This is a genomic window from Streptomyces sp. NPDC057474, from assembly GCF_042802555.1.
Lineage (GTDB): Bacteria > Actinomycetota > Actinomycetes > Streptomycetales > Streptomycetaceae > Streptomyces.
Genome location: NZ_JBHVDX010000097.1, coordinates 1 through 26,600 on the forward strand (window position 1 = coordinate 1; position 26,600 = coordinate 26,600).

General features: G+C 73.0%; 13 protein-coding genes. 7 read left to right on the forward strand and 6 right to left on the reverse strand.

The annotated features are described in order from the left end of the window. The 4 genes from ACFU53_RS25385 to ACFU53_RS25400 form a co-directional block, all read left to right on the forward strand. A partial coding sequence (locus ACFU53_RS25385; protein WP_383996655.1) for a PQQ-binding-like beta-propeller repeat protein occupies positions 1 to 992 on the forward strand: 992 nt, incomplete at its 5' end. 128 nt (positions 993 to 1,120) lie between these two features. Beyond that, on the forward strand, positions 1,121 to 2,926 hold the full coding sequence (locus ACFU53_RS25390; protein ID WP_383996658.1) for a glycosyltransferase family 2 protein: 1,806 nt from the start codon (positions 1,121 to 1,123) through the stop codon (positions 2,924 to 2,926). Further along, complete coding sequence (locus ACFU53_RS25395) at positions 2,923 to 4,029, forward strand: glycoside hydrolase family 26 protein (RefSeq protein ID WP_383996661.1); 1,107 nt, start codon at positions 2,923 to 2,925, stop codon at positions 4,027 to 4,029. The genes ACFU53_RS25390 and ACFU53_RS25395 overlap by 4 nt, the downstream gene beginning before the upstream one ends. Positions 4,030 to 4,275: 246 nt before the next feature. Beyond that, on the forward strand, positions 4,276 to 4,971 hold the full coding sequence (locus tag ACFU53_RS25400) for a TetR/AcrR family transcriptional regulator (protein WP_383996664.1): 696 nt from the start codon (positions 4,276 to 4,278) through the stop codon (positions 4,969 to 4,971). Positions 4,972 to 5,000: 29 nt separating this feature from the next. On the opposite strand, the gene ACFU53_RS25405 is transcribed toward ACFU53_RS25400, so the two are convergent. Beyond that, positions 5,001 to 5,285 carry a hypothetical protein gene (locus ACFU53_RS25405; protein WP_383996667.1) on the reverse strand — a complete coding sequence of 95 codons (285 nt, stop codon included), beginning with the start codon at positions 5,283 to 5,285 and terminating at the stop codon, positions 5,001 to 5,003. 174 nt (positions 5,286 to 5,459) lie between these two features. Here ACFU53_RS25405 and ACFU53_RS25410 point away from each other — a divergent pair, with 174 nt between their 5' ends. Continuing rightward, positions 5,460 to 5,936, forward strand: coding sequence for a MarR family winged helix-turn-helix transcriptional regulator (locus ACFU53_RS25410; protein ID WP_383996670.1), 477 nt, complete (start codon positions 5,460 to 5,462; stop codon positions 5,934 to 5,936). Positions 5,937 to 5,995: 59 nt separating this feature from the next. Here the strand turns inward: ACFU53_RS25410 and ACFU53_RS25415 are convergent, their stop codons facing one another. Further along, positions 5,996 to 6,685 (reverse strand): hypothetical protein, encoded by a 690-nt coding sequence (locus ACFU53_RS25415; protein ID WP_383996673.1) that lies wholly within the window; start codon positions 6,683 to 6,685, stop codon positions 5,996 to 5,998. Positions 6,686 to 6,779: 94 nt separating this feature from the next. On the opposite strand from ACFU53_RS25415, the gene ACFU53_RS25420 reads away from it, so the two are divergent. Together ACFU53_RS25420 and ACFU53_RS25425 are read left to right on the forward strand one after the other, a co-directional pair. Continuing rightward, on the forward strand, positions 6,780 to 6,986 hold the full coding sequence (locus tag ACFU53_RS25420) for a hypothetical protein (protein ID WP_383996676.1): 207 nt from the start codon (positions 6,780 to 6,782) through the stop codon (positions 6,984 to 6,986). 505 nt (positions 6,987 to 7,491) lie between these two features. After that, on the forward strand, positions 7,492 to 9,312 hold the full coding sequence (locus ACFU53_RS25425) for a lysyl oxidase family protein (protein ID WP_383996679.1): 1,821 nt from the start codon (positions 7,492 to 7,494) through the stop codon (positions 9,310 to 9,312). A gap of 99 nt (positions 9,313 to 9,411) precedes the next feature. Here the strand turns inward: ACFU53_RS25425 and ACFU53_RS25430 are convergent, their stop codons facing one another. From ACFU53_RS25430 to ACFU53_RS25445, 4 genes are all read right to left on the reverse strand, one after another. Next, entirely contained in the window at positions 9,412 to 10,902 is a 1,491-nt protein-coding gene (locus ACFU53_RS25430; protein WP_383996681.1) for an MFS transporter, read from the reverse strand. Positions 10,903 to 11,098: 196 nt separating this feature from the next. Beyond that, a complete protein-coding gene (locus ACFU53_RS25435) occupies positions 11,099 to 12,370 on the reverse strand; it encodes a sensor histidine kinase (RefSeq protein ID WP_383996683.1) in 1,272 nt (423 codons plus the stop codon). Between the two features lie 329 nt (positions 12,371 to 12,699). Next, complete coding sequence (locus ACFU53_RS25440) at positions 12,700 to 13,611, reverse strand: PhzF family phenazine biosynthesis isomerase (protein ID WP_383996686.1); 912 nt, start codon at positions 13,609 to 13,611, stop codon at positions 12,700 to 12,702. Positions 13,612 to 13,684: 73 nt separating this feature from the next. After that, positions 13,685 to 26,560, reverse strand: a complete 12,876-nt coding sequence (locus tag ACFU53_RS25445) for an amino acid adenylation domain-containing protein (protein WP_383996689.1) — start codon at positions 26,558 to 26,560, stop codon at positions 13,685 to 13,687. Positions 26,561 to 26,600 lie beyond the last annotated feature (40 nt).

Consider the following 26,600-nt stretch of genomic DNA (forward strand, 5'->3'; position numbering starts at 1 on the left):
GGCTGGGGCTCGGCGGCTGGCGGCTGCTGCGCGACGACACCGCGGCGTCGTCCGGCACCCGGCTGTGGCGCTTCCCGACCGCGGGCGTCCTCGTCAACCACCCCCGGGTCGCGGGGGGCCTCGTGTACGCGGCGAGCAACGACGGCACCCTCTACGCCGTCGACGCGGCCTCGGGGAAGCGGCGCTGGTCGTATCGGACCGACGCGGCCCTCGGTTCGGCCCCGTACGTCCTCGGCGGAGTCACCTACCTGGGCGGCGACGACGGCAACCTGTACGCGCTCGACGCCAGGACCGGCGAGAAGCGCTGGACGTTCCGCACCGGCGGGATCGTGCACTCGCCGGTGGTGACCGGCGGGGTGGCGTACTTCGGCAGCTCCGACGGATACCTCTACGCGGTCAAGGTCGCCGACGGCGAACGGCTGTGGCGGTTTCGTACCGGTCACGACACCCACTCCCCGGTGGTCGCCGACGAGACGGTCTACGTGGGGTGCAGCGACACCCGCCTGTACGCCGTCGACGCCCACGCCGGCACCGAGCGCTGGACGTTCACCACGGCCGGGGCCGTCTCCTGGTTCCCGGTGGTGGCGGGCGGGCTGGTGTACTTCGGGAGCACCGACCAGAGTCTCTACGTGGTGCGCGCCGGCTCGGGCCGGCCGGTGTGGCGGGCTGAGGGCGCCGCCGCCAAGGCCGGGCCGGTGGTGGCCGGCGGCACGGTCTACTGCGGCGTCGGCAAGGAACTGCTCGCCTGGGACGCCACCACGGGGGAGAAGCGGTGGTCGCTCGCCACCGCCGGCGACGTGTGCGCGCCCGCGGTGGTCGACGGGAAGGTGTACGCGGGCAGCGGCGACCAGCGGCTGTACGCCGTGGACGCCGGCACGGGCGAGCCGCTGTGGACCTTCACCGCGGGTGCGGCCGTCCACCCGCCCACGGCCACCACGGACGCCGTGTACTTCGGCGGCGAGGACAACCAGCTCTACGCCGTGCGGACTTGACGCTCGCGGCGGCCCGCGCGCCGGGGTCCGGAACCGAGCCGACACGGTGAGTGTCTGAAGCTGTGCACAGAGTACGTCCGGAGTTTTCGCGCGGGTTGGTGGGCGCGGTGCTCCAAGGGGGAGGGACGATGCCGGTCCGCGGGGTGCGCGAGGAGCGGGACGAACACGGCGAGGGCGAGCGGGCCCGCGAATCCGCGGCGGAGGCCGGCGGGGCGGCGGCGGCCTACCGGAGCTGCGCCTGGATCACCGGGCCGCCGACGGTCCCGCCGTCCGGTCCGGCGGAGATCCGGTTCCGTTCCGTGCTGTCCCCCGGGCGGCGGTTCGTCCTCACCGCCCTCACGGCCGTCACCGCGCTGAGCGGTGTCGCCCTCATCGGCTGGCTGTTGCTGCCGGAGCACGTGCCCGGCTCCGGAGCCGCCGGAGCGGGGGACTGGCGGCTCACCGCGGTCCGGCTCGCGTTCTGCGTGGTCGTCGCCATCGAGTTCATCAAGGTCGCGCAGGTCTTCGCCGTGTGGACGTTCGCCTGGCACGCGAAGGATCCCGTGCCGCTCACCCCACCCACCGGGCTGCGGGTGGCGATGCTGACGACCATCGTGCCGTCCAAGGAGCCCCTCGCGGTCCTCGAACAGACCCTGGAGGCGATGCGCCGGGTCACCTACTACGGGGGCAGCGTCGACGTGTGGGTCCTCGACGAGGGCGACGACCCGGCCGTACGGGCCATGGCCGCCCGGCTCGGAGTCCACCACTTCACCCGTAAGGGACGCCCCTGCTACAACCGGCCGTGGGGCGTCTTCCGGGCCCGCACCAAGGCCGGCAACCACAACGCCTGGCGCGCCGAGCACGAGCGCGGATACGACGTGGTCGCCCAGATGGACCCCGACCACGTTCCGCTGCCCTGCTTCCTGGAGCGCTCCCTCGGCTACTTCCACGACCCCGACGTCGCGTTCGTCGTCGCGCCCCAGGTGTACGGGAACATGTACGACAACTGGATCGCCCACGGGGCGTCGGTACAGCAGTACCTCTTCAGCGGGATCGTCGAGCGCGGCGGGAACGGACTCGACGCCCCCCTGCTGATCGGCACCAACCACCTGTACCGGGCCACGGCCTGGCGGAGCATCGGCGGCTATCAGGACTCGATCATCGAGGACCACCTGACCAGCATGCGCGTCCAGGGCACCCGCAACGCGGAGACCGGCAACCGGTGGAAGGGCGTCTACACGCCGGACGTCATCGCCGTCGGTGAGGGCCCCACCACCTGGACCGACTACTTCAACCAGCAGAAGCGATGGGCGTACGGCGTCTGGGAGATCAAGCTGAACCACCGTCTCACCGAGGGCATCAGGCTCAGCCGGCGGCAGCGGCTGCTCTACACGCTGGTGCAGTTCTACTACCCCAGCGTGGCCCTGACCCTGCTCCTCGGCACCGCGGTGACCGCGCTGGGGCTGCTGTTCGGCGTCCTGCCCGCCGGACTGGCGGGGCCGACCTGGCTCGCGCTGTGGTCCACCGGGATGGTGTGCTGGCTCGTGCTGTGGCTCTGGCTGCGCCGCTTCAACCTCGCCGAGCACGAGCGGCGCGAACTCGGCCTCCAGGGCTTCGCCCTGGCCCTGTTCGCCGGCCCTGTCTACGTGGCCGCCGCGGTCTCCGCGCTGCTGCGCCGGCCCCTGGCCTACGCGGTCACCGCCAAGGGCGAGCTGCGCAGCCCCGATTCGCCGCGCACCTTCCGGTTCCACCTGGTGTGGGCGGCGCTCGTCGCGGTGCTGCTCACGGCCAGTCTCGTCCTCGACCACGACCATCCGGCCCCCCGCGCCTGGGCGGCGCTCGCCCTGCTGGCGGGGCTGCTGCCGCCGCTGCTGGCCGCTGCCACGGCCGCGACGGAGGCGCGGTCCATGCCCGGCACGGAGGCGCGGTCCCTGCCCGCCACGGAGGCGCGATGAGGTTCACGGCCACTCGGGCGATCGCCGCCGTGCTGGCGGTGCTGCTGTGCGGCTACGTCTTCGTGGTCGAACCCCGTCTGGAGCGGGAGAGTGCCAGGCGGCGCCAGGCGGCGATCGACGCCGCGCTGCCGCCCACCACGGGCGTCACCGGGGGCGAGGGCCGTGCGCGGCGGCCGCTGTTCCCGGCCCGCGGAGAGGCCTTCGTCGGCATCATGACCAACGCCGGTGTCCAGGACCTCACGGACGCCGCCCGCTTCACCCGCGACACCGGACACCGGCCGCAGGTCTACCAGTTCGCTCAGGACTGGGCGCACGACCGCTTCGACGCCGGCCGGTTCGACGACGTGGCCCGGCGCGGCATGATGCCCCTGCTCGCCTGGGAACCCTGGGACCACCGCGAGGAGGCGGAAGAGGAGGAGCTCCGCGGTGAGCAGCCCGACTACCGGCTCTCCCGCATCGCCGCCGGCGACTTCGACGCCTACCTCCGCTCGTGGGCCCGGGGCATCGCCGCACTCGACTACCCGGTCGGCATCCGCTTCGCCCACGAGATGAACGGCTACTGGTACCCGTGGTGCGAGCAGTCCAACGGCAACCGCCCGGGCGACTACGCACGGGCCTGGCGGCATGTGCACCGGGTCTTCGAACGGGCCGGGGCGACCAACGCCGTCTGGGTGTGGAGCCCCAACGTCCACTACACGAACGCCACTTCCTTCGAGCGGCTGTACCCCGGTGACGACTACGTCGACTGGGTGGGCCTCTCCGGCTACTACGGCACCGCGGGCAAGGAGAACTACCAGTCGTTCGACCGGCTCTTCTCCGACTCCGAGGCACGGCTGCGCCGCATCACCGCCAAACCCCTGGTGATCACCGAGGTCGGGGCCACGGACGTGGCCGGCCGGAAAGCGGAGTGGATCACCGAGATGTTCCGTTCGCTGCCCCGCCACCCGGGCGTCATCGGCGTGATCTGGTACGAGGCGGTCCGGGAGATCGACTGGCGGGTGGGCACCTCACCCGAGAGCACCGCCGCCTTCGCCGCCGCCGTGTCGGACTCCCGCTACACGACCCCGTGGTCCCCCGACTCCGAACCACGGCTGCGCCGGTGAGCCGGTACCGCTGGAGGGTGTCGGATGCCGGTGTGTCCGAGGAGGGCGGCGACGAGCAGGGCGGCGAGAGCGGTGACGGAGGCGCCGCGCCAGCCGAGTGCTTCGAGGTCTACGTCCGCGAGGGATGTCACGGGCTCGGCATCGGTCTTGCCCAGCCATATGGGGAGTACTCCCCGTTTTCAGCTCGACGATAACATCGGGGCATCGGCGCCGGGGAGCAGTCCCCGTTTATCGCGGAGGACCAGGATGACCGTCGGTGCGGGCCCTGCGACACCGCCGCCACGGCGGCGTGACGCGCAGCGGAACTGGGAGCTGCTGGTGGCGGCGGCCCACGAGGTGTTCACCGAGCAGGGGCTCGAGGCGCCGCTGGATGTGATCGCCCGCCGGGCGGGGGTGGGGAACGCGACGCTCTACCGGCACTTCCCGAGCCGCGCCACCCTCATCGACGCCGTCTTCCACGACCAGCTCACGGGCACGATGGCCATCGGGGACCGGGTCCGGAACGCGCCGGACGCCTGGACCGGGCTGAACGAATACCTCGGGGCGGTCTTCGACACACTGGCGGCCGACCGGGGCACGAACGACCTCATGACCACGCATGTGCGGGGGGTCGACGTCCTGGAGGACGTGCACGAGCACAACCGGCGGACCGTGGACTTCCTGCTGGGGCGCGGCCGCGACGAGGGTACGGTCCGTGCCGACGTCACCACCGAGGACGTCCTCTTCGCGCTCGCCGCCCTGGGCCGAGCGGTCCCCGCCCTCACCACCGCGACCGCCCCCGACGCCTGGCGCCGCCCCCTCACCCTCTTCCTCGACAGTCTCCGCCCACCCGGATCTACGGCCACGCCCTCGCCGCCCCTGCCCGGGCCGGCCCTCACCGCCGAGCAACTCGGTGAGGTACTGGCGGAGTTGGGACCTCATCGGGCGGCGCCCAGGGCGTAGGGCCGACGGGTGGGGGCGGGGCCGGGGGCTCACGCCCGGCCCCGTCCCGGCCCACCTTCGGCCCTCGGCCAACGGCTCACGAACTTCGCCCGGTCGCCGCTCGGCAGCTCGACCGTCGCCACCGGGCACCGTGCGCGCAGCCGCTCCCATGCGGCGGGCGGGTCCAGGGGGCCGTCGCTGAGCATCGGCAGCCGGACCACCGCTGCTTCGCCGTCCTCGCTGGTCTCGACCTCGCTCGTCTCGTCTATGCCCGCGTCGTCTATGCCCGCGTCGTCTATGCCCGCGTCGTCTTTGCCCGTGTCGACCTGGCTCATCTCGGCATCTCCTGGTGGGGGGAGGGGAGGGAGACGGGAATGCACGCTACACAGGTAGTGCGTCATGCATCAATGGTGCATCATGCACTCTCCATGCATGGCGCAATCTCGACGTAGGGTGAGGGGCCCATGGCGGCCAGACAGGCAGCCAGGCAGCCAGGCAGGAGGAGACCGGTGGATGCCCGAGAGGCGGGGGAGCGCATCGAGCGGGAGCTGCTGATCCTGACGCGGAACCGCGAGACGTCGACGCCCCGTGGCGTCCGTGACGGCGGTGCCCTGGACCGCAGTGCCTACGTGCTGCTCAGCAGACTCGAGGCCCAGGGGCCCATGTCCATCCCGGACTTCGTGGAGGCGTTCGGGTTCAACGCGTCCACGTTCACCCGGCAGACGTCGGCGCTCCTGCGGGAGGGCCTGGTCGAGCGGACCCTCGACCCCGACGGGGGAGTGGCCCGCAAGTTCCGTGTCACCGACAAGGGGTCGGCGCGTCTCGCCGAGCAGCGCGAGGAGTTCGTCGACGGCCTCACCGGCGTCATCGCCGACTGGCCCGCCGAACGCCTCCAGCGCTTCGTCGCCGATCTGGAGCGGTTCAACACCGACATCGAACGCATCAGCGGACGTTCTTGGCCACGCCCGATGGCCGGCGAGCACTGATGGGCGAGGCTTGACCGCTGCCGACGGCGGTCAAGCCTCGTGTACCCGGTCGTCCTACGTCAGCTCACGCACACGATCCCGAGCAGGCAGAGCCCGGACGGTGACGTCGTCGCCGTGTCGGAACCGGAACCGTCCGACGTCCCGGTGTCCGAACCGGAGTCCGAACCGCTTCCCGAGTCAGAACCGGTGCTGGTGTCGGTGCCGGTGTCCGAGCCCGTGCTCGTGCCCGTGTCCGCCGAGGAGCTGGAGTCGTCGGTGGCCGGGGGTGTGGTCGTCTCGTCCGTCGGGGTGGCGGTGGCGTCGTCGGTGGCCTGCTCGCCGGTGGTGGAGGAGCCGGTCCGCGCCTCCTGGGTGGACGGCGTGGCCGACGCCGTACGGGGCGAGTTGGGATGGCCCGCGCGGGAGTTCGGCCTGTCCGCGGCGGAGCGGTCGCGCGAGGTGTCGCCGGACGGTGACCACGTGGTGGGTGTGTCGGAGGTGCGCCGGGCCTCGTCGGTCTCCGTCGCCGACGTACGGCCGCGCTGCGAGCCCTGTTCCTCGACGGAGCCCAGGCTCTCGGCGTCCGGTGCCGTGGCCGCCTGGGTCTGGTCGGTGGACTGCCGGTCCATGCCCATGACGGTCAGACCGCCGCCGACCAGCGCGACGGCGGTCGCGACCACGGCCCGGCGCTGGTTCTTCTTCCACCGCGCCAACTGACGCCGCCGCGCGGCCCGCCCCTGGGGCGCCGTCGGAACACCTTCGACACCCACACCCACACCCACACCCACACCCACACCCACACCCACACCCACACCCACACCCACACCCACACCCACATCAACATCAACATCAACATCGACGTCGATGTCCTTGCTGCCGGACGTCGGCCCATCGTGCCAACCGCCGTCCGTCGCCCCGTACCCCCAGGTCGCCGCCGGCAGCGTCGGCACCATCGGTGCCGCCGGTGTCGTCGAAGGCGTCGGGATCATCACCGGCCCGCTCGTCGTCCCGGTCGGCCGGGACGGGGCGACACGGCTGTCGATCGTGGCCGGGGCTATGTCGGGCGCGTAGGCGCCGCAGCCGGGGCACACGAGGGCGCCGTTGAGATGTCGGCGACATGAGGAGCAGTAGTCCATCGAGGTCTTCCTGTGTTGGCATGCCGTCGACCCGCCGGGCCGCGGCCCGGTCACGTCACGTTCGCACGTGGGATCGAGCAGATCGAGTGGTCAGCAACGCTAACGAGGCATTCTCAGGGCTGTGTGCAGGCTGTGTGACGCTCCTGCGTGGATTCGCCGGGGACTTGGCGCCCGTTCCGCAGGGATGTGCCGGCATGTGTTTGACACGTGCTCACCACGCCTTTGGTCGAATTCCGCATCAACAGGCAACCCACGCCCACCATTTACCAGTCTCATAGAGTGCTCACAGGGTGGACGGATCGAGTCCGGACCGCCGGAGGCGTGTTGGGGTGCGCCTGTGCGGTCGACCGGGCCACCGGTCGGCCGACCGACGCGGTCGGGTTCGCCGGCCAGGTCGGCCGGCCGTCGTCCGTGGGCTGTCCAGTCCGATGCCACTGACCATGGCACTCGCAGACGAGGAACCGATGACCAGCCAGATGACCAGTCCGACGAACAGTCCGAACAGTCCGGGGAGCGACGGGGCGGCCGAGGGGGCGACCGGCCGGACGAGCGGTCAGGACCGCCGCAGTCGCCTGAAGCGCCCGGGCCTCGCCGCCCTGGCGTCGCTCACCGTGGTGGCCGCCGTGGCCGGAGCCGCGCCCGGCGCCGGTGCCGCGCCCGCCGCGACGCCCGGGAAACCGCAGCTCAAGCTGATCGCCGCGTCGAACTCCGTGACGCTCACCCGCTACGAGTGGTCCGAGGGCGTCAGCCTGCAGCTCGGGACGTACGTCTCGGTCGACAACGCGCCCCTGGAGTTCCAGGTGACGCGGAAGTCGTACAAGGACCCGATCGTCGCCAAGCAGATCCTCCGCGACGGCAAGACCACGAAGACGAAGACCCTGCCCAAGGGGATGCTGAACGACTTCTCCGGGCTGTCCGGCTTCCTGGAGATCTCGGTCAAGAACGCGGCCGGGGAGGAGGTGGTGAAGAGCGAGGGGAACTTCTGTCCGAACAACGCCTCGGGCCGGATCCGCCCGGACGCCCCGGCGACCAACCACTATCCGCAGAGCTGCTCCACCAACCCGTGGACGCTGGGCTCGGTGTGGGGCGTCGAGAAGGGCTGGGCGGCCAACACCACCAACTGGGACTACGACAAGACGGTGGACCTGCCGGTGGGCGAGTACACCGCCCAGGTGGGGGTGGCGAAGAAGTACCGCGACCTGTTCGGCATGCCCGACGACCGGCCGACCATCAAGGTGACGGTGCGGGAGGAGACCGAGGAGGGAGGCGAGGGCGCGGGCCTGACCACGTCGAAGTCCTCGTCGTCCGCCCACCACGGCGGCGGCCACGGTGGCGACCACGCCGCGCAGTCGGCCCCGGCCGGACAGCCGGCCCAGGACGGTCACCACTACGGTCCGCGCGGCGCCGACGCCCCGACGCCGCCCGAGCTCTCCTACGCCCTCCAGGACCGCGGCCTCGCGAACCACCTGGGCGACGGCACCGGCCACACCGACGGCTCCCGCATCGCGCCCGCGCTGAAGCCCGCCGCCAAGCGGCCCACCGGCAAGGCGGGCGTCGCGGCGAGCGTGCCCAAGCCGGACCTGCGGTCGCTGCCCGCCTGGGACATCGCCGTCACCGACGGCGAGGACGGCGACGCACCCGGCAAGGACTACCTCGCCTTCAGCGCGAACGTCTGGAACGCGGGCCCCGCGCCCCTCGTCGTCGACGGCTTCCGCAAGCCCGGCGCGGACCTGATGGACGCCTACCAGTACTTCTACGACGCCGACGGCAAGCAGGTCGGCTACACCCCCACCGGCACCATGGAGTGGGACCCGCGCATCGGCCACGAGCACTGGCACTTCACGGACTTCGCCAGCTACCGCCTGCTCAGCGAGGACCAGACCAAGGAGGTGCGCTCCGGCAAGGAGGCGTTCTGCCTGGCCAACACCGACGCCATCGACTACACGGTGAAGAACGCCAACTGGCACCCGGAGAACACCGACCTGTCCACCGCGTGCGGTTCGCAGGACGCCATCTCCGTACGTGAGGTCCTCGACGTCGGCTCCGGCGACACGTACACCCAGTACCGTCCCGGCCAGTCCTTCGACATCTCCGACCTGCCGAACGGCACGTACTACATCCAGGTCATCGCCAACCCGGAGAACCGTCTCCAGGAGACCAACCACAAGAACAACATCGCCCTCCGCAAGGTGATCCTGGGCGGCGACCCGGGCGCCCGCACGGTCCAGGTACCGCCGCACGACCTGATCAACGCGCCGTAACGAGAGCTTGGCCTACTGCAGCAACGAACCCCCAGGCCCTGGGCCTGGGGGTTTCGCTGTACGAGGGCTGCGTGGAACGTCCTGGGGCGTTGTGGGGCGTTACGCCTTGGCCGCCCCGGCGATCTCCGCCCGCTCCTCGCCGACCGGGCCCTCGCCGGCCGGAGCCTGGACGGCCGTACGGCGCTTCGGGATGAAGGAGGCGAGGACGAAGGCTAGGAGGGCGGCGCCGGCGCCGATGGCCATGACCACCTTGAAGCCGTTCTCGGAGGGGAGGGCGTAGCCGCCGAAGTCGGTGGTCATCTGGGCGAGGATGACGCCGGCGAGGGCGCTGGCGAACGAGGTGCCGAGCGAACGCATCAGCGTGTTGAGGCTGTTGGCTGCGGCCGTCTCGGACTCCGGCACCGCGCCCATGATCAGCGCGGGCATCGCGCCGTAGGTGAAGCCGACACCGCCGCCGATGATGCAGGAGACCAGGATGAGGTGCCAGACCTCGCTCATCAGGACGATGTTGAGGCCGTAACCGGTGGCGACGATCAGCGCGCCGACCATCAGCGTGACCTTCGGCCCCTTGGCCTTGGTGAGCGCCGCGGACACGGCGGACATCGCCATCATCACCAGACCCTGCGGGGCCAGCACCAGACCGACGGTCATCATGGACTTGCCGAGGCCGTAGCCGGTCGCCTCCGGCAGCTGGAGCAGCTGCGGCAGGACCAGCGACATCGCGAACATCGAGAAGCCGAGCGCGACCGAGGCCAGGTTGGTGAACAGCACCTGCGGCCGGGCGGTCGTCCGCAGGTCGACCAGCGGCTGCTTCGCCCGCAGCTCGTAGAAGCCCCACGAGGCGAGGATCACGACCGCGGCGGCGAACAGTCCCAGCGTCGTCCCGCTCGTCCAGCCCCAGTCGGCGCCCTTGGAGACGGCCAGCAGCAGAGAGACCAGTCCGGCGGACAGCCCGAGCGACCCGACCAGGTCGAAACGGCCGCCGGTGCGCACCTTCGACTCCGGTACGACCACCAGGACCAGCAGGAAGGACAGGACACCCAGGGCGGCGGAGGTCCAGAACAGCAGGTGCCAGTCCCAGTTGTCCGCGATGAACGCGGCGGCGGGCAGACCGAGCGCGCCGCCGACGCCGAGGGAGGCGCTCATCAGCGCGGTCGACCCGGCGAGGCGCTCGGCGGGCAGGACGTCCCGCATGATGCTGATGCCGAGCGGGATGACGGCGGCCGCCAGCCCCTGCAGACCCCGGCCGATGATCATCGGGACGAGCGAGTCGGCCAGGGCGCAGACCACCGAGCCGGACACCAGCAGCACGATGCTGAGCAGCAGCATCCGCCGCTTGCCGAACATGTCACCGAGCCGCCCCACGACCGGGGTCGCCACGGCCGCGGCCAGCAGCGTGGCGGTCACCGCCCACGCGGTGTCCGAGGCCGGCGCGTCCAGCAGCTTCGGCAGCTCCGGCACGATCGGGATGACCAGCGTCTGCATCAGCGCGACGACGATCCCGGCCAGCGCCAGCACCGCCACCACGGCGTTTGGCCGCGAGGGGGCGTCGGCCCCCGCGTCGGCGGGTCGGGCAAGGGTGTGGGGCATGGCGGGGCCTCCGTCGGGAGAGGGCAGGGGGAGGAAAGAGGGGGCGTCAGGCACGTACCTTGAGGCACTCACCTTGCTTGACTTACTCAACCATAAGTCGATTGCTTGACTTACGCAAGTTACTTTTACTTGGCTCGGTCTCCCCATCGGTGTGACATCCGCCGCCGGCGCGCGGATCGTCGTCCCGGCGTGAACGTCAGCAGCGGGGCAGCGGCAGCTCGGCGACCACCTCGAAGCCACCGCTGGGCCGCGGCCCGACGCGGAGGAGCCCACCGGCGGAGTGCGCGCGCTCGCGCATGCCGATGAGTCCGTATCCGCCGCCGGGGGAGGGGGCCGGGCGCGTGGTCACGGCTCGGCCGGTGCGACCGTCATCGGTGTCGTTGGAGACGCTGAGGCGGAGCTGCTTCGAGGTGTAGGCGAGGCAGACCTCGGCGGTGCGGGTGACCGCGTGTTTGGTGACGTTGGTGAGGGCCTCCTGCACGATGCGGTACGCCGTGAGATCCGCGCCGGCGGACAGCGGGCGAGGCTGCCCCTCGCTGGTGACGGTCACCGTGAGCCCCGCGTACTCGAACGAGGCGGCCAGCTCGGGGAGTCGAGCGAGCCCCGGCGTGGCGTCGACGGGTTCGTCCTCCTCGCCCTCCGCGCGCAACAGCCCTACGGTGGCCTTGAGCTCGCGAAGGGCCGAGGCGGTGGTGCCGGAGAGTTCGGCGACGAGCCGCTCCGCCTCCTCGGGCTGGGGCCGTACGAACCGGCCCACCGCGGTGGCCTGGAGGTTGGCCAGCACGAGGTGATGGGCCACGACGTCGTGCAGGTCCCGCGCGATCCGCATCCGCTCCTCGGCGACCCGCCGCTTGGCCTCCTCGTCCCGGGTCCGCTCGGCATGCTCGGCCCGCGCCTGCACCGCCTCCAGATAGGCACCGCGCAACCGCGTCACGGTCCCGAGCGAGGTCGGCAGCAACAGCCAGGCCGTCGGCCCGATCAACTTCAGCACCAACGGTTCCCCGTCGGGCCCCGCGACCAGCCCCGTCGCCACCAGCATCGCGATACCGCCGATGGTGAAGGAGTTGGCCGTCCTGCGGTTCGTCCGCACCGCGAGCGAGTACAACGCGACCATCAGCGGCGCGAGCAGCAGAACGGTGAGCAGATACCCGAGCGCGCACGCCGCTGTCGCACACAGGAGGGTCACCACCACCGTCGTACGCGGACGACCGCGCCGCCACAGCAGAGCCACGCAGGAGATTCCGGCCAGGAACACCCCCGGCCACCACGGCGCCCCCAGCCCCTGCCCGGGCCACGCGATCAGACTGCCGGGGAACGAGCAGGCGAAGAGGGCGGTGGCGAGGGCCGCGTCGATGGCTCGGCGGAGGGTGTGGGGGCTGGAATCGGCCGCGGAAGACGTCGTCGACGGGCTCGGGCCCGGTGCCGGGCCCGGTGCCGGGGCTGTGGGAGGAGTTCTGGAGGGATCCATGGTGGGGGTCCTGTCCGGGTCGACGTCTGTGGCTGTGCCGGTATCGGGGCCGGTATCGGGGCGGGGTGGGTGCCGGTGTCGGCCCCGGCAGCCCGCAGCGGGCGAAGGAGGAGAGGGGGCCCCGGGGCCGCGGGAGCCGCGGGCGTTGCGGGAGCCGCGGGGAACTGGGGCGCGTCGTCCATGGCGGTCTCCGTCCGCTCCTTGTGTCGCGGCTCGGGCGAGTGCGTCACTAATTTGCTTAACTCACTCAACTATATGAACATTGCTTGAGTTAGGCAAGTACTACGTTGGGAGTACGTTCGGAGTGCGGCCGCAGTAGGTGCGTGGGGCTACTCGATCGGGACGGCCTGGCCGGTGACCCGGGTGCGGGGGTCCTGGGGGGACACGTCAATCCGGAGGTCGCTGGGGCGGCCCATGTCCTCGCCCTGGCGGATCGTGACGATGGTCGGGGCGGTGACCAGGCCGAGGGTGCGGAGGTAACCGCCGAAGGCCGCCGCCGCCGCGCCCGTCGCCGGGTCCTCCACGACACCGCCCACGGGGAACGGGTCCCTGGCGTGGAAGTGTTCCGGGGACTCGCGCCACACCAGGTGGACGGTCGTCCAGTCGTGTCGCCGCATCACCTCGGCGAGGCCGTCGAAGTCGTAGTCCAGGTCCGCGAGGCGTGCGCGGGAGCCGGCGGCCAGGACCAGGTGGTCGTTGCCGCCGAAGGCCACGTGCGGCGGGAGCGCCGGGTCGAGGTCGTCGGGGGACCAGCCGAGGGTCTTCAGGGCCGCGTCCAGTTCGGGGGCCGTGGCGGGGCGGGAGCGGGTCGGGACACTGGTCAGGGTGGCGCGGGCCGAGCCGTCGGTGGCGTCGACCGTGGTGGCGACGGGGATCTCGCCCGCGAGGGTGTCGAGGAGGATCTCGCCGGGACCCAGCCGCTCGGCGAGCGCCACGGCCAGGGCGACGGTCGCGTGCCCGCAGAAGGCCACCTCGGCGAGCGGGCTGAAGTAACGCACCCGGAACCGGCGCGCGGTCTCGTCGGCGGCGGTGACGAAGGCCGTCTCCGAGTAGCCCACCTCGGCGGCGATCGCGAGCATCGTCGCGTTGTCCAGCCCGGAGGCGTCGAGCACTACCCCGGCCGGGTTGCCGCCCGCCGGGTCATGGGTGAAGGACGAGTAGCGCAGGGTCTCGGGGCGCGGCGTCCCCGCGGACGGCTCGGAGTGGTCCATGGGGCTCGTTCCGTTCCGGTCGTTGGTCATGGCTCCACGCTGTCACCGCGAGGTGATCGCGTCCAACCCTGCTCACGTGTATCCGCGAGGACGGGGCCGGCGCTCAGCGTGATCGCTGGGGTGGGGGCAGGGCGCTCAGGGCCTCCGGCGGGATGGTGTGGTCGAGGAGGTGGAGGGGGGCCGGGCGGACTCCGGCGGCTTCGGCGGCGTCCCAGTGGGCGAGGGCGCGGGGGAGGTCGACCAGGCCGTGGATCAGGGGCAGTTCCGCACCGGAGGCCGGGTCGGTGAGGTGGGCGTGGAGGAGGGACTCCAGGCGGCAGGAGGCGAGGGTGCCGGGGAGGTGGAGGGCGAGGTGGTGCTGGGTGCGGGCGGTGGCGTGGCCGGTGAGGGCGGCGGCCGGCAGGTCCGGTGACAGGTGCGTCTCGGTGGAGTCCAGGGCCAGCAGGCCGCCTCCGACGATCAGTACGTCCTGGTCGTGCCGCATACGGTCCAGGGCCCGCGCGGTGTCGAAACAGTGCGGGAAGGAGTCGTCCACGACGATCGTGCCGGGGCGCAGCCGGTCGACGTCCAGCAGCGTCGTCGGGCCGCCGCTGACCGCCGTGACGATGAGGTCGGCCGTCCCGTAGACCTCGGCGGGGAGGGTCCGGGTGTCGGCTGACTCGACGACCTGTACGGCCATGGTCGGGTGGTCGGCCGACAGCTCGGCGGCCAGGTGCTGGAGGCGGGGAGCGCTGCCGGGCACGTCGCAGAGCAGGAGTCGGGCCGGTGGGCGGGGGCTGCGGGCCAGGAGCAGGCGCAGCGACGACGTGCCGATGGAACCGCAGCCGACGACGGCGAGGGTGAGTTCGGCGAGGTCGCGGTCGGTTGCCGTGAGGGCGGTGCGGACGGTTTTGACCACGGCGACGGTCGTTGTCGCGTGGCCGGTGGTGAGTCTTGTGGGCCTGGCCGAGTTCTCCCGGAGGACGTCGTAGCCGTAGCCGGTGAGGGACGGGATCATGCCGGCCAGGGAGACGCAGCGGGCGCCGAGGGACGCGGCGTGGTCCACGGCGTGCGCGGTCAGGGAGGCCAGGGTGGTCGGGTTGCCGGTGGGGAGCGGGCCGGTCAGTTCGTCGGCGAAGAGCGGGAGAGAGACGAAGCCGGATCTGCCCAGGGGCGTGGTGATGCTCTCCAGGAGTCTGGCCCTGCCGTCCGGGAAGAGGAGGGCGCGGATCTGTTCACGGCTGGGGGCCGCGTGCGGGGGGAGCCCGGCGAAGGCGGCCAGGTGGTGAGGGGCGGGGAGGTAGCCGATGAGGGCCGCGTCGAGGGGAGGGGCGGAGGGGGCGGAGAAGTCGTCGCGGCGCGGGGATTCCTCCGGATCCTCCAGCCGGCCTCTCAACTCCCTTGTGAAATGGGAGAGTTCGTCGGCCGTGAGGGCGGTCGCCGACGCGCGGGCCGTGACGCGTAGACCTTCGCCGTTCGGGGAGGGGCGTACGGCCAGGAAGACGTCGGTGCCCACCGGTGGCGGGGCGAGCTCGGTGTCGGTGTCGTCGGACTGCAGGGTCAGGGCGGTGTCGGGGGGCGTGCCGAGGGCGGTGAAGTCGAGGAAGGTGAAGAAGAACTGGGCGGTACGGGGCAGGCCTTGGGGCGTACGAAGGTCCAGGGGGCCGGCGGTGCGGGCCGCGATCGACTCCGTGGCGATACGACGGAGGTCCTCGTCGAAGTCGAAGTCGAAGTCGGAGGCGGGGGCGGAGACAGGGACAGGGACAGGGACAGGGGTGAGGGCAGGGCGTAGTGCCACCGCCTCGGCGAAGGGGCCGAAGACGCGGTGTGCGTCCCGCGTGGTCTCGTCCCTGCCGGTGACGGCCAGGCCGAGGACCAGGTCGCGGCGGCCGGTGAGGGTGGTGAGGGCGCGGTAGTACGCGGTGAGGACCGGGGCGTGGAGCGTGGTGCCGGCGGTCTGGGCGAGGCGGCGTAGGGCGTGGGTGCGGTCGGCGGCGAGGGCGAAGGTCGTGGTGTGGAAGGCGGGGGTGGTGCCGTCGGGGTGGGGTCTGCGTAGGGCGGGTGGGGTGTAGGGGGTGAGGTGGCGGGCGCGGTACGCCTCGGTCTCTGGGGTCGTGGGCTGTGGGGGCGCGGCGCGGTGGAGTGCGTGATCGCGGAAGGTGGCGTGCAGGGGCTCCAGGCCGTGGGGGAGGCCGCGCTCGAAACGGCCGTACACGGTGAGGAGTTCGCGGGTGAGGAGGGCCGCGCTGTAGCCGTCGCCGATGAGATGGTGGGCGTGGACGAGGAGAACGTGTTCGTCCGGCGCGACGGTGAAGAGGCGCAGGCGCAGCAGGGGCCAGGCCCAGGGTTCGAACCGGCGGTTCGCCTCCTCCGTGACCCGCTGTTCCAGCAGGTCGGGGTGGGCCAGGGTCTCCGTCTCCACGGGGAGCCGCAGCGAGGCGGGGAGTTCCTGCTGTACGGGTGGGCGGGCGCCGGCCGGGAAGACCGTGCGGAGCATGGGGTGCCGGGCCATGAGGACGTCGACGGCCCGTTGGAACAGGCCGGGGTTCAGGGGGCCGTGGACACGGAAGCGGGCCAACCAGGCGGGGCTGACGCCGGGTGTGCCGGATATGCCGGATGTGCTGGATGAGAGGGCGTCGGCGAGGAGGAAGCCCTGTTGGGAGGGGGTGAGGGGGTAGGGGGTCAGGGCGTGTTCGGTCTGCCGGCTCTCGGGTGGAGCGGTGGTGGCGGTGGTGGCCGTGGTGGCGGTGGCGGCGGTGGCGTCGATGGTTGCCGCCAGGGCCGTCAGGGTGCGGTGCGTGTAGATGGCGGTCGGGCGTGGCAGTGCGGGGCGTTCGTGGCGTAGGCGGGAGAACAGTTCCAGCACGGTGATGGAGTCGCCGCCGAGTGCGAAGAAGTCGTCCTGTCGGCTGATCTCGGACTCCGGTACGTCCAGCAGCTCGGACCAGGTGCGCGCCAGCAGCTGTTCGGTGGGGGTCGCGGGAGGCGTGCGCGGGGGTTCGGCCGGCGTGGCTCCGCTGTGGGGAACGAGGCGGTTGCGGTCGATCTTGCCCGTGCCGGTCAGGGGGAGGGCCGGGAGGGCGTGGACGCGGGCGGGGAGCATGTACGGGGGCAGGGTGCGGGAGAGGAAGGCGCGCACCTCGCGGGGGTCGAGCTCACGGGAGTCGAGGGTGTGCGTGCCGGTCCTGGGCTCGACGTACGCCTCCAGTCGTCCGTCGCGCAGTAGTACGGCCGCGCGGGCCACGCCCGGGTGGGTGAGCAGGGCGGCCTCGATCTCGCCGAGTTCCACGCGGTGGCCGCGGACCTTGACCTGGTCGTCGAGCCGGCCCAGGAACTCCAGTACCCCGTCGGCCATGCGGCGGACGCGGTCGCCGCTGCGGTACCAGCGGCGGCCGTCCCGTTCGGTGAACGCGGCGGCGGTGAGGTGGGGGTCGCCCAGGTAGCCGGGGGTGAGGCCGGTGCCGGCGATGAGGAGTTCGCCGGGTTCGCCGGGGGCGCGTTCGTGTCCGTCCTCGCCGATCACGGTCAGTTCGGTGCCGGCGATCGGGTGGCCGATGGGGAGGTGGCGTACGTCGTCGGCCGGGCGGGTGTCGATGATGTGGCAGGTGGCGTTGATGGTGGTTTCGGTGGGGCCGTAGAGGTTGGCGATCCGGTGGGGGTGTGGGGGGCGCGGGCTGTCGTCGGCGGTGCCGGTGCCGGTGCCGAGGAGGTCGAACCAGCGGCGTACGTGGGCGGCGGGCAGGGCCTCGCCGCCCACGTGGACCCAGCGCAGGGCGGAGAGGTCGGGGGTCGTGCCGTTCTGCCGGGTGCGTTCCTCGGCGGCGGTCAGCAGGCGTTCCCACAGCGTCGGGACCGAGCTCCACACCGTGATCCGGTCCGTCACGACGCGGTCGAGCAGGGCCTCGGGGTCGCGCAGCAGGTCGCGGGAGAGGGTGTGCACCGTGGCGCCGACCAGCAGCGGGGCCAGCAACTGCCGTACGGAGGCGTCGAAACAGACCGACGCGGTCTGTGCGAGCCGGTCGCCCGGGCCGTAGCCGAAGGTGGCCAGGGACCAGTCGAGGTAGTTCGTCATCGACCGGTGGGTGATGGGGACGGCCTTGGGGCGGCCTGTCGAGCCGGAGGTGAAGATGACGTAGGCGATGGCCTCGGGTGCGGGGCGGGGGTGCGGAGTGTGGGTGGGTGCGGGGGCGTCGTTCTCCGGGTCGGCGGTCGGTGGGGTGTCGGCCGGCTCGGACACGGGGACCGGTGTGATGCCGTCCAGGCCGGTGGCCGCCTCGTGGGTCACCGGGTCGCAGACCAGTACGCGAACTCCCGTACGGGACAACTGATCCCGGTGCCGGGCGGCGGGATGGGTGGCGTCCAGAGGTACCCAGCCGGCGCCCGCGCGCAGGATGCCGACGACTCCGGTGACCGTGTCCGTGCCACCCGGTTCGGTGAGGAGTCCGACCAGGTCGCCGGGGCGTACGCCGTGGGCGCGCAGACGGGTGGCGAGGGCGGCGGAGGCGGTGTCGAGGGCGGCGTAGGTGAGCGTGGTCCGGCCGCCGGTGTCGACGGCGATGGACCGTGGCGTGGCGCGGAACCGGTCGCACAGGCGGTCCACGATTCCGCCGCTGTCCACGCTGTCCACGCTGTCCGCCTTGTCTGCGGCGTCCGCGCCGTGCGTGACGGCGATCGGGGCGGCTGAGGGGGCCGTGACGGCGATCGGGGTGGCTGAGGGGGTCCTGACGGCGATCGGGGTGATTGAAGGGCCCGTGACGGCGGCGCGCAGTTCGGTGACGTACTCGTCGGCGAGGCGGCGTACGGTCTCGGCGCGGAAGAGCCGGGACGGGTAGTTCCACGACAGGCGGAGGGCGGCGTCGGCCTCCCAGCAGAGGAGGCCGAGGCGGGTGGCGGCGGAGGCGGTGGCCGCGGCCGTCGGGGTGACGGTGACCGGCCAGTCCGGGCCGTGGACCACCGGGAAGCGGGCGAAGCTGAACCCCGCCTCGGCCGCCGTGCGCGGTGCCGTGTCCGTGGCGGGTCGGAGTTCGGACAGCAGCCGGGCGAAGTCGGTGCTGCTCAGGGTCGCGTGGGCCTCGGCCTCACCCCAGATCCGCCGCAGCCGGTCGGCGAGCGCGGTGACCGGTTCGTCGGGGTCGACGTCCACGAACACCGGCAGCGTGTCGGCCAGCGGCCCCACCAGACGGTCGATGCCGACGATCGGCAACTCCCGCCGGGACCGCGCCACATTGACCGCGACGGCCCGTCGCCCGCTCCACCGCGCCAGACAACGGCCGTACACCGCCAGCAGCAGGTGGAACAACGAGACCCCGTGCCGCGCGGCGGTCTCGCGGAGTGCGGCGGTCAGTGCCTCGTCGATGCCGGTGCGGTGGTGGGTGAGGGGCGGGGCGGGGGGTGCTTCGGGGTCGCCGTCGTACGGCAGGGAGAGGGGTGGGGATGGGGTGGCGGCGGTGTGCTCGGCCAGGCGGTCGCGCCAGTAGCTCTGGTCCTGTGCGTACGCCCGGGACTGGCGTTCGGCGGTCACGGCGGCTGCGTAGTCGGCGAACTCGGCCTGGTAGAGGGGGAGTTGGGGGCCATTATGCCCGCGCTCCAGGGCCGTGTAGAGCGACCAGAGTTCCTCGGCGAGGAGCTTGAGGCTGAAGCCGTCGGCGGCGGCGTGGTGGACGACCAGGAGTAGGTGGGCGAGATGTGCGTCGTCAGGATCGTGGACGAGGACGGCTCGTACCGGGTCCTCCGTCGTCAGGTCGAACGGGCGGTTGCAGAGGTCCTGTTCCAGCTCCCGTAGGTCGTGTGGTTCCCGTACCTCGTACCAGCGGGGTGCCGTGTCCACGGGGCCGGCGGGTGCGGCGTACTGGCGTGGGCGCGCGCCGCCGTCCCCGGTGATGCGCATACGCAGCATGGGGTGGCGGGCGGCGAGGCGGGCGAGTGCCCGGCCGAGGAGAGCGGTGTCGAGGGGGCCGCTGATGCTCTGGCGTACGTAGCCGTAGGCGGTGATGCCCTCGTGGAGGGTTTCGGTGGTGTGGAAGGCGAGTTGGAGAGGGGTGAGGGGGAGGGTGAGGGGGTGGCGGTCTCCGGCTGTGGCCGTCGGCGTGGAATGCGGTGTGGGCGTCGGATTCGGTGTCGGCGGGGTGGTGGTGGCCAGGTGGGTGGCCAGTTCGCCGATCGTGCGGTGCTCGAAGAGGAGGGTGGCCGGGAGGGGCCGGCCGAGTTCGCGTTCCAGGCGGCGGGCGAGGTCGACGGCACTGAGGGAGTCCAGGCCGAGGGCGAGGAACTGTTCGTCGTCGCCGATGTCCTGCGGGGAGCGGTGCAGGGCTTCGGCGAGGAGACGGCGTATGAGGGTGGTGACGTGGGACTGGGACGTCCCGCTCAGGCCGTCAGCGCGCCGAACGGGCTGCTGGGGGCGGGCCGTTGTGTGACCCGTAGTGGGCGTGGGCGTGGGCCTGGGCGTGGTGGAGTCGGTGGCCGTGGGAACGGGCGTCGGGGCAGCGGCGCCCACGCCGGTCACCAGCACGTGCGCCGTGTCCAGGCCGAGCGCGGCGTGGAGACCTGCGAGGGCGGCCCGTGCGGTCATGGGGGTGAGTGCGAGTGCGAGTGACGGCCCGTGTGACCGGAGTCGGGTGTGCGGGGCTGTCCCGCTTGCCAGGCCCGTGTCGGTGACGGGGCCGAAGGCGATCGTCCGCCAGGGGCGGCCGGCGGCGCGTTCGGTGGTGGCGAAGGCGTCGAGGAAGGAGTTGGCGGCGACGTAGTCGCCGAGGGCCCCGGCGAGGCCGGGAAGTACGGCGGAGACGGACGAGAAGGCGACGCATACGGCGTTGTCGTGGCCGTGCCGGCGCAGTGCTTCGGCGAGGAGGGCCGTGCCGCGCACCTTCGCGGCGAGTACGGCCTCGATCTCGTCGTCCGGCTTGCCGCGCAGGCTGCCGGGGCGGACCGTACCCGCCGCGTGGAACATCGCGTCCAGGGGTGGCAGGCCGGCAATGAGTTCGTCGACGTCGTCCGCGTCGCCGACGTCGGCCGCCTCGTAGCGGGCGCGGGCGCCGAGGGCGCGCAGTGCGGTGAGCAGGGCGCGGGGTGGGGTGGGGGTACGGCCGGTGAGGACGAGGGTGGGGGTGCCGCGTTCCGCGAGGTCACGGGCGAGTGCGGAGCCGAGGCCGCCCGCGCCGCCGGTGATCAGGTAGGTGCCGTTCGGGGGCAGGGGCGGTGCCGGGGAGGCCGTCGGGGTGGGGGTTACGGCTGTGCGGGCGAGTCGGCGGCCCGTTCGCCAGGCGACGGTGCCGCCCCCGCCGGGGCCGGGAGGCGGGGTGGCACTCAACTCCCGCTCCAGTACGTCGAGTTGGGCTTCGGGTGTGTCCAGGGAGGACAGGTCGACGCTCAGGGAGGTGAGTCCCGGGTGTTCCTCGGGGAGGGCCAGGGCGAAACCGTGCAGGAGGGCATGGGCGGGGCGGGGGCGGGTGGCGGTGTCGCCGCTGCCGGTGCTGTACGCGTTCTCCGTGACGAGCAGCAGGCGGGTGGGGGGCGTGCCGAGCGACGGCGGCTCCTCGTGCGGGGTGGGGGGCGTGCCGAGCGAGGGCAGCACCTCGCGCAGGGCGGAGACGGCGGTGCTGGTCTCCGACTCCGGGCCCGTGGTGTCACCGGCGAACCAGAGCACGGCTTCCGGGGCGGTGGCCGCCTTCTCGGCCTCAGCCGGGGCTTCGGACCGGCCCAGCGTCGGCGTCGGCTCCGGCTCCGGCCCAGGCCCGAGCACCGTCACTCCGCGCCCGGTGAGCCGGTCGGTGAGGGCTCGTCGGAGGGGGGTGTCGGCGCCGGTCAGGCGTACGACTCGGGGGCCGGGGGCGGCGGTCAGGGGAGCGTCGCGCCAGAGGAGGGGCTGCGGGGTGGGTATGTCGTCGGGAGAGGGGAGCGTCGTACGCGGCGCAGGTGTCGTACCGGGCACGGGTGCGGTGTCGAGGCGCTCCGGCCAGTGGTGGCCGCGCTGGAACGGGTACGTGGGGACGGGCACCCGTCGCCGTACCGTGCTCCGGGCCGGAGACGTCGGGGACAGCGGGGCCCCACGGGTCCAGAGCCGGCCGACGGTTTCGAGCAACGCCCCTGCTCCGGCGCCGGACCCCGGACCGTCCGAGGCGGTGGGCAGTGATGGCAGCGCGGGCAGGACCGCCACGTCGGAGGGGGTGACGCCGGGATGTGTGGTGGCCGTCGCGTGGATCGGGGCGGAGAGTGAGGCTCCGGGGCCGAGTTCGACGAACGTGTCGTAACCCTCGTCGAGGAGCCGGGCGACGGCGGTGCCGAAGCGGACGGGGCGGATGGCATGGTCGCGCCAGTAGCCGGAGCCGGGGGTCAGGTCGGGGCCCCACTGACCGGTCACGGTGCTCAGCATCGGGACGGTGGCCGGGTGGACGGTCAGGGCCTTCGCCGCGTTGTGGAGGGGGTCGAGTACGGGGTTCAGCATCGGGGAGTGGAAGGCGTGCGAGACGCGCAGGCGCCGTGCGGCCACGCCCCGGGCGGTGAGGACCGCGACCGCCCGGTCGACGGCCTCCGTCTCGCCCGCAAGCACCACCTGCGTGGGTGAGTTGACGGCGGCCACGGAGAGCGCGCCGGCGGATTCGGCGACCACGGCGGCGACGGTGTCCTCGTCACCCCGTACGGCCGCCATGGCGCCGGGCGCGGCGAGGCCGCCCACCAGGCGTCCGCGTTCGGCGGCGAAACCGACCGCCTCGGCCGGCGGCAGAGCTCCGGCGACGCACGCGGCGGTGATCTCGCCGACGCTGTGCCCCACGACCGCGTCCGGCGCCACACCCCACGCGGCCAGCTGCCCGGCCAACGCCACCCCGAACGCGACCAGCAGCGGCTGCGTCACTTCCGTCCGGGCCAGGGCGGCGGGGTCGGCGTCCTCGTCCAGACACCAGGCGGCCAGGCTGCGGCCGAGAACCGGCCCGGTGAGGGACGATGCCTCGTCGAGGACGTCACGGAACACGGGGGCGGATCGGTACAACTCCCGCCCGAGGGCGGGCCGTTGGACCCCCTGGCCAGGCAGAACGAACACCGTGCGGGGCCGAGCCCGTACGGGTTCCAACGCGCCGCTCGCGCTGCCCGTGCCGCTCGCGCTGCTCGCGCTGCTCGCGCTGCTCGCGCTGCCCGCGCTGCCCGCGCTGCCCGCGCCGCTCGCGCTGCCCGCGCCGCTCGCGCTGCCCGCGCTGCCCGTGCCGCTCGCGCTGCCCGCTTCGCCCGTGCCGATCGCGCTGCCCGCGCTGCCCGTGCCGCTCGCGCTGCCCGCTTCGCCCGTGCCGATCGCGCTGCCCGCGCTGCCTGCGCTGCCCGTGCCGATCGCGCTGCTCGCGCTGCCCGCGCCGACCGCAGCGATTGCATTGACTGATCCGACCGCTTCGAGCCGCTCCGCGAGGTCGCCCTCCGCCACCACGGCCAGCCGGTACGGCCCCTCGTCACGGGCGGTGTTGACGGTGGCGCACACGTCCCCCTCGTCCAGTTCGGGGTGGGCCCGCAGATACGCGGCCAACTCGGCGGCGGCGACGTGCAGAGCGCCGGCGGTACGGGCGGAGAGGGTCAGGAGGTGCGGGCCGTCGGCGGTCCGGGGTATCGCGGTGGCTCCGGTCGCCGTCGCCCCCACTGCTCCACTCGCCGCTCCCACCGCCCTCCTCGGCGCCTCCTCCAGAACCGCGTGCGCGTTGGTGCCGCCGAAGCCGAAGGAGTTGACGCCGGCGATCAGCGGGCGGCCCTCCGCGTCGGTCCAGTCCTCGTGCTCGGTGACCAGGCGGAAGCCGGGGGCGGTGTGTGCGAGGAAGGGGGCGGGCGGGTCGGAGTGGGGCGAGGGCGGGAGCCGGCGGTGGGAGAGGGCGAGGGCGACCTTGACGAGGGCGGGCATGCCGGCCGCGTTGAGGAGGTGCCCGAGGTTCGCCTTGACCGAACCGAGCCGGCGCGGGACCCCGTCGGCGCGGGGCGGGAACGCCTGGCCGAGCGACTGCGCCTCGACGGGGTCGCCGATCGGCGTACCGGTGCCGTGCGCCTCGACGTACGACACGTCGGCCGGATCGACGCCGCACTCCTCGTACGCCCGGGCGATCACCTCGCGCTGACCGCGCGGTGTGGGGGCGAGCAGGCCGAGCGAGCGGCCGTCGTTGTTCACCGCCGTACCGCGTACGAGGGCGAGGACCGGGTCGTCGGCGGTGCGGGCGTCGTCGAGACGGGCGAGGACGATCGCGGCGCCGCCCTCTCCCGGTACAAAACCGTCCGCGTCGGCGGCGAACGCGCGACACCGGCCCGTCGGCGACAGCGCGCCCGTCGCTTCGAGGAGGCGGTGGCCGGTCGGGGTCAGGCCCAGGTTGACACCGCCGACCACCGCGAGGTCGCACTCGCCGGACAGCAGGCTGCGCCGGGCCAGGTGCAGGGCGACGAGGGCGGAGGAGCAGGCCGTGTCGACGGCCAGGGCGGGGCCGTTCAGGTCCAGTACCTGGGAGACCCGGGCGGCGATCAGGTTGGGGAGGTTGCCGGTGAGGGCGGCCGGGTGGCGGGCGAGGTCCCCGTCGCCGGCCTCGGCCAGGATCTCGCGGTACCCGCTGTCACCGGCCGCCGCGAAGACCCCGACCCTGCGGCCGGCCCGCCGGGGCCCCGCGTACCCGGCACGCTCCAACGCCTCATGCGCCAGCTCCAGAAAGACCCGCGCCTGCGGGTCGGTCGCCCGCGCCTCCGCCTCGTCCATGCCGAAGACGCCGGCGTCGAAGGCGGCGGGGTCGGGGAGGAAGGAGCCCGAGCGGGGCCCGTCCTCCCCCCGGCCCCGGGGCAGGTCGCCGACGGTGTCACTACCGGCCGTGAGCAACTCCCAGAAACCTTCGGGCGTCTCGACCCCGGGAAACCGGCAGGCGACGGAGAGAACGGCGAGAGCACCGACGGGACCGGCGGGACCGGCGGCGGCACAGGGATCGGTGGTCACCTCACCCGCACCCCGACCCCCCTCCCCCAACAACCCCAGCACATGCCCGGCCAACCCCACCACCGTGTCGTGATCCCGCAGAGCGCTCGGCTCCACCGTCACCGAGAAGACGTCCTCCAACCCGGCGAGCACAGCCATCGCCTTGAGCGAGGACCCCCCGAGGTCGAAGAACCGCTCCCGAAGCCCCACTTCGGACACGGGCACTTCAAGCACACGTGCCCACACCCCCCGTACCGACTCCTGAACCTCACGCAGCGAACGGGGAACGACCCCTCCCATCGCCGCCGTTCCGCCCGCCACCGTGGCCGCCGCGTCGACCCAACGCCCCTCGACAGCCGCGTACCCCCCGGCCTCGAAGCGCCCCCGCAGCACCCCCCGGCGCAGTTTCCCGCTGGTGGTCCGGGCGAACGCCCCCGGCGGCAACGGCAGTACCCGTACGTCGTCGTGGCCGAGAACCTCCCGCAGTCGCCCGGCGGCGGCGCGGAGCACCGGCGCGGCGGCCGAGGGGGCGGGCCGTGCCCACTGCACGAACGCGACGACCCGCTCACCCCCGCCGTCCGGATCGGTGGACCCCACGACCGCCACGGCCCCCGGCGGCAGCCCCGGCGTCGAGGCGACCGTCTCCTCCAGGTCGGACGCGTGGAACGTACGGCCGTTGACGAACACCACGTCCTTGTGGCGCCCGGTGACGCACAGCCGTCCGTCCCGCAGGAAGCCGAGGTCACCGGTACGCAGCCAGCCGTCGCCCCCGAACGCGTCCGCGCTCGCCTCGGGCGCCCGGTGGTACCCGCGCCCCAACTGCGGCCCCCGCACCTCTACATGCCCGACCCGCAGCTCACCCACCACGACCCCGGATTCATCGGTGATCCGGACCTCGCATCCCTCCACCGGCCGCCCCAGGTCCATCAACTCCACGGCGTGCGGCCCCGGTTCGGTCTCCAGCACCCGACCCCGGCCGAGCGCGGCCCGGTCCAGCACCAGCGGCGCCGCGGTCTCGCCCAGCGGCGGTACGGTCACCGCGAGGGTGGCCTCGGCCAGGCCGTACACCGGCAGCGGGGCGCGCGGATCCAGCCCCGCCGGGGTCGTCCGGGCCGTGAACTCCCGCCAGACGCGCGGGGCGATGGGCTCGGCGCCGACGAGCAGCAGGCGTACGCAGCCGAGGTCGAGGCCGGTGAGCGCGGTGGCCGGGACGCGGCGTACCGCGAGGGCGAGCGCGAAGTTCGCGGCCGAGAGGAGGGTCGCGCGGTGGCGGGCGACGGCCTCGAACCACAGGGCGGGCCGCTTGGCGAACGACAGCGGCTCGATCCGTATCTGCTTCAGGCGCGCGGCCATGGGGACGAGATGCGTGCCGATGAGACCCATGTCGTGGAAGTACGGCATCCAGGTCGCGATCACATCGTCCGAGGTGATCGCCATCGCGGCGCGGATCTGGCGGAGGTTGGCGAGGACGCCGGCGTGGGTCAGCTCCACGCCCTTGGGGGCGCCGGTGCTGCCGGAGGAGAACTGGAGGAAGGCGATGTCGTGAGGGGCGGGGCGGGGAAGGTGCTGCGGCGGGCGGCCGCGACGGAGTTCGTCCAGCCGCAACACCCGTACGTTGCTGGTGAGTTGACTGCCCGGCCCGTCGCTCATGTCGGTGCCGGTGCCGGTGCCGGTGCCGGTGCCGGTGGCGGTGGCGGTGTCGATGACGACGGGGGCCGTGGCCTCGTCCACCACCATGGGCGGCCTGCCGAGGAGTTCCCACACCGGGCCGATCCGGCGCGGCTCCGGGGCGAGGGGGACGGGTACGGCTCCCGCCGCCAACGCGCCCCAGAACATCGGCTGGAAGGCGTCACCCCGGTCGGCGATCAGCGGCAGCGGGGTGCCCGGTGTCACGCCGGCCGCTGTCAGACCGCCCGCCACGCGCAGTGCGTCGTCGCGGAGTTCGGCGAAGGTGACCGTGTGCTCGCCGCCGTCCCCCCGGACGTGCACGACGGTCTGGCCGGGAGCCTCGCCCGCCGCCCCGAGCAGCACGTCCAGCAGCGTCGACGCCGCTCCGCCGTTCACACCCTCATTCGATCTCTCCACCGTCCGGACCCTACAAGTCGGCTCGTACGGAGGGTCCGTC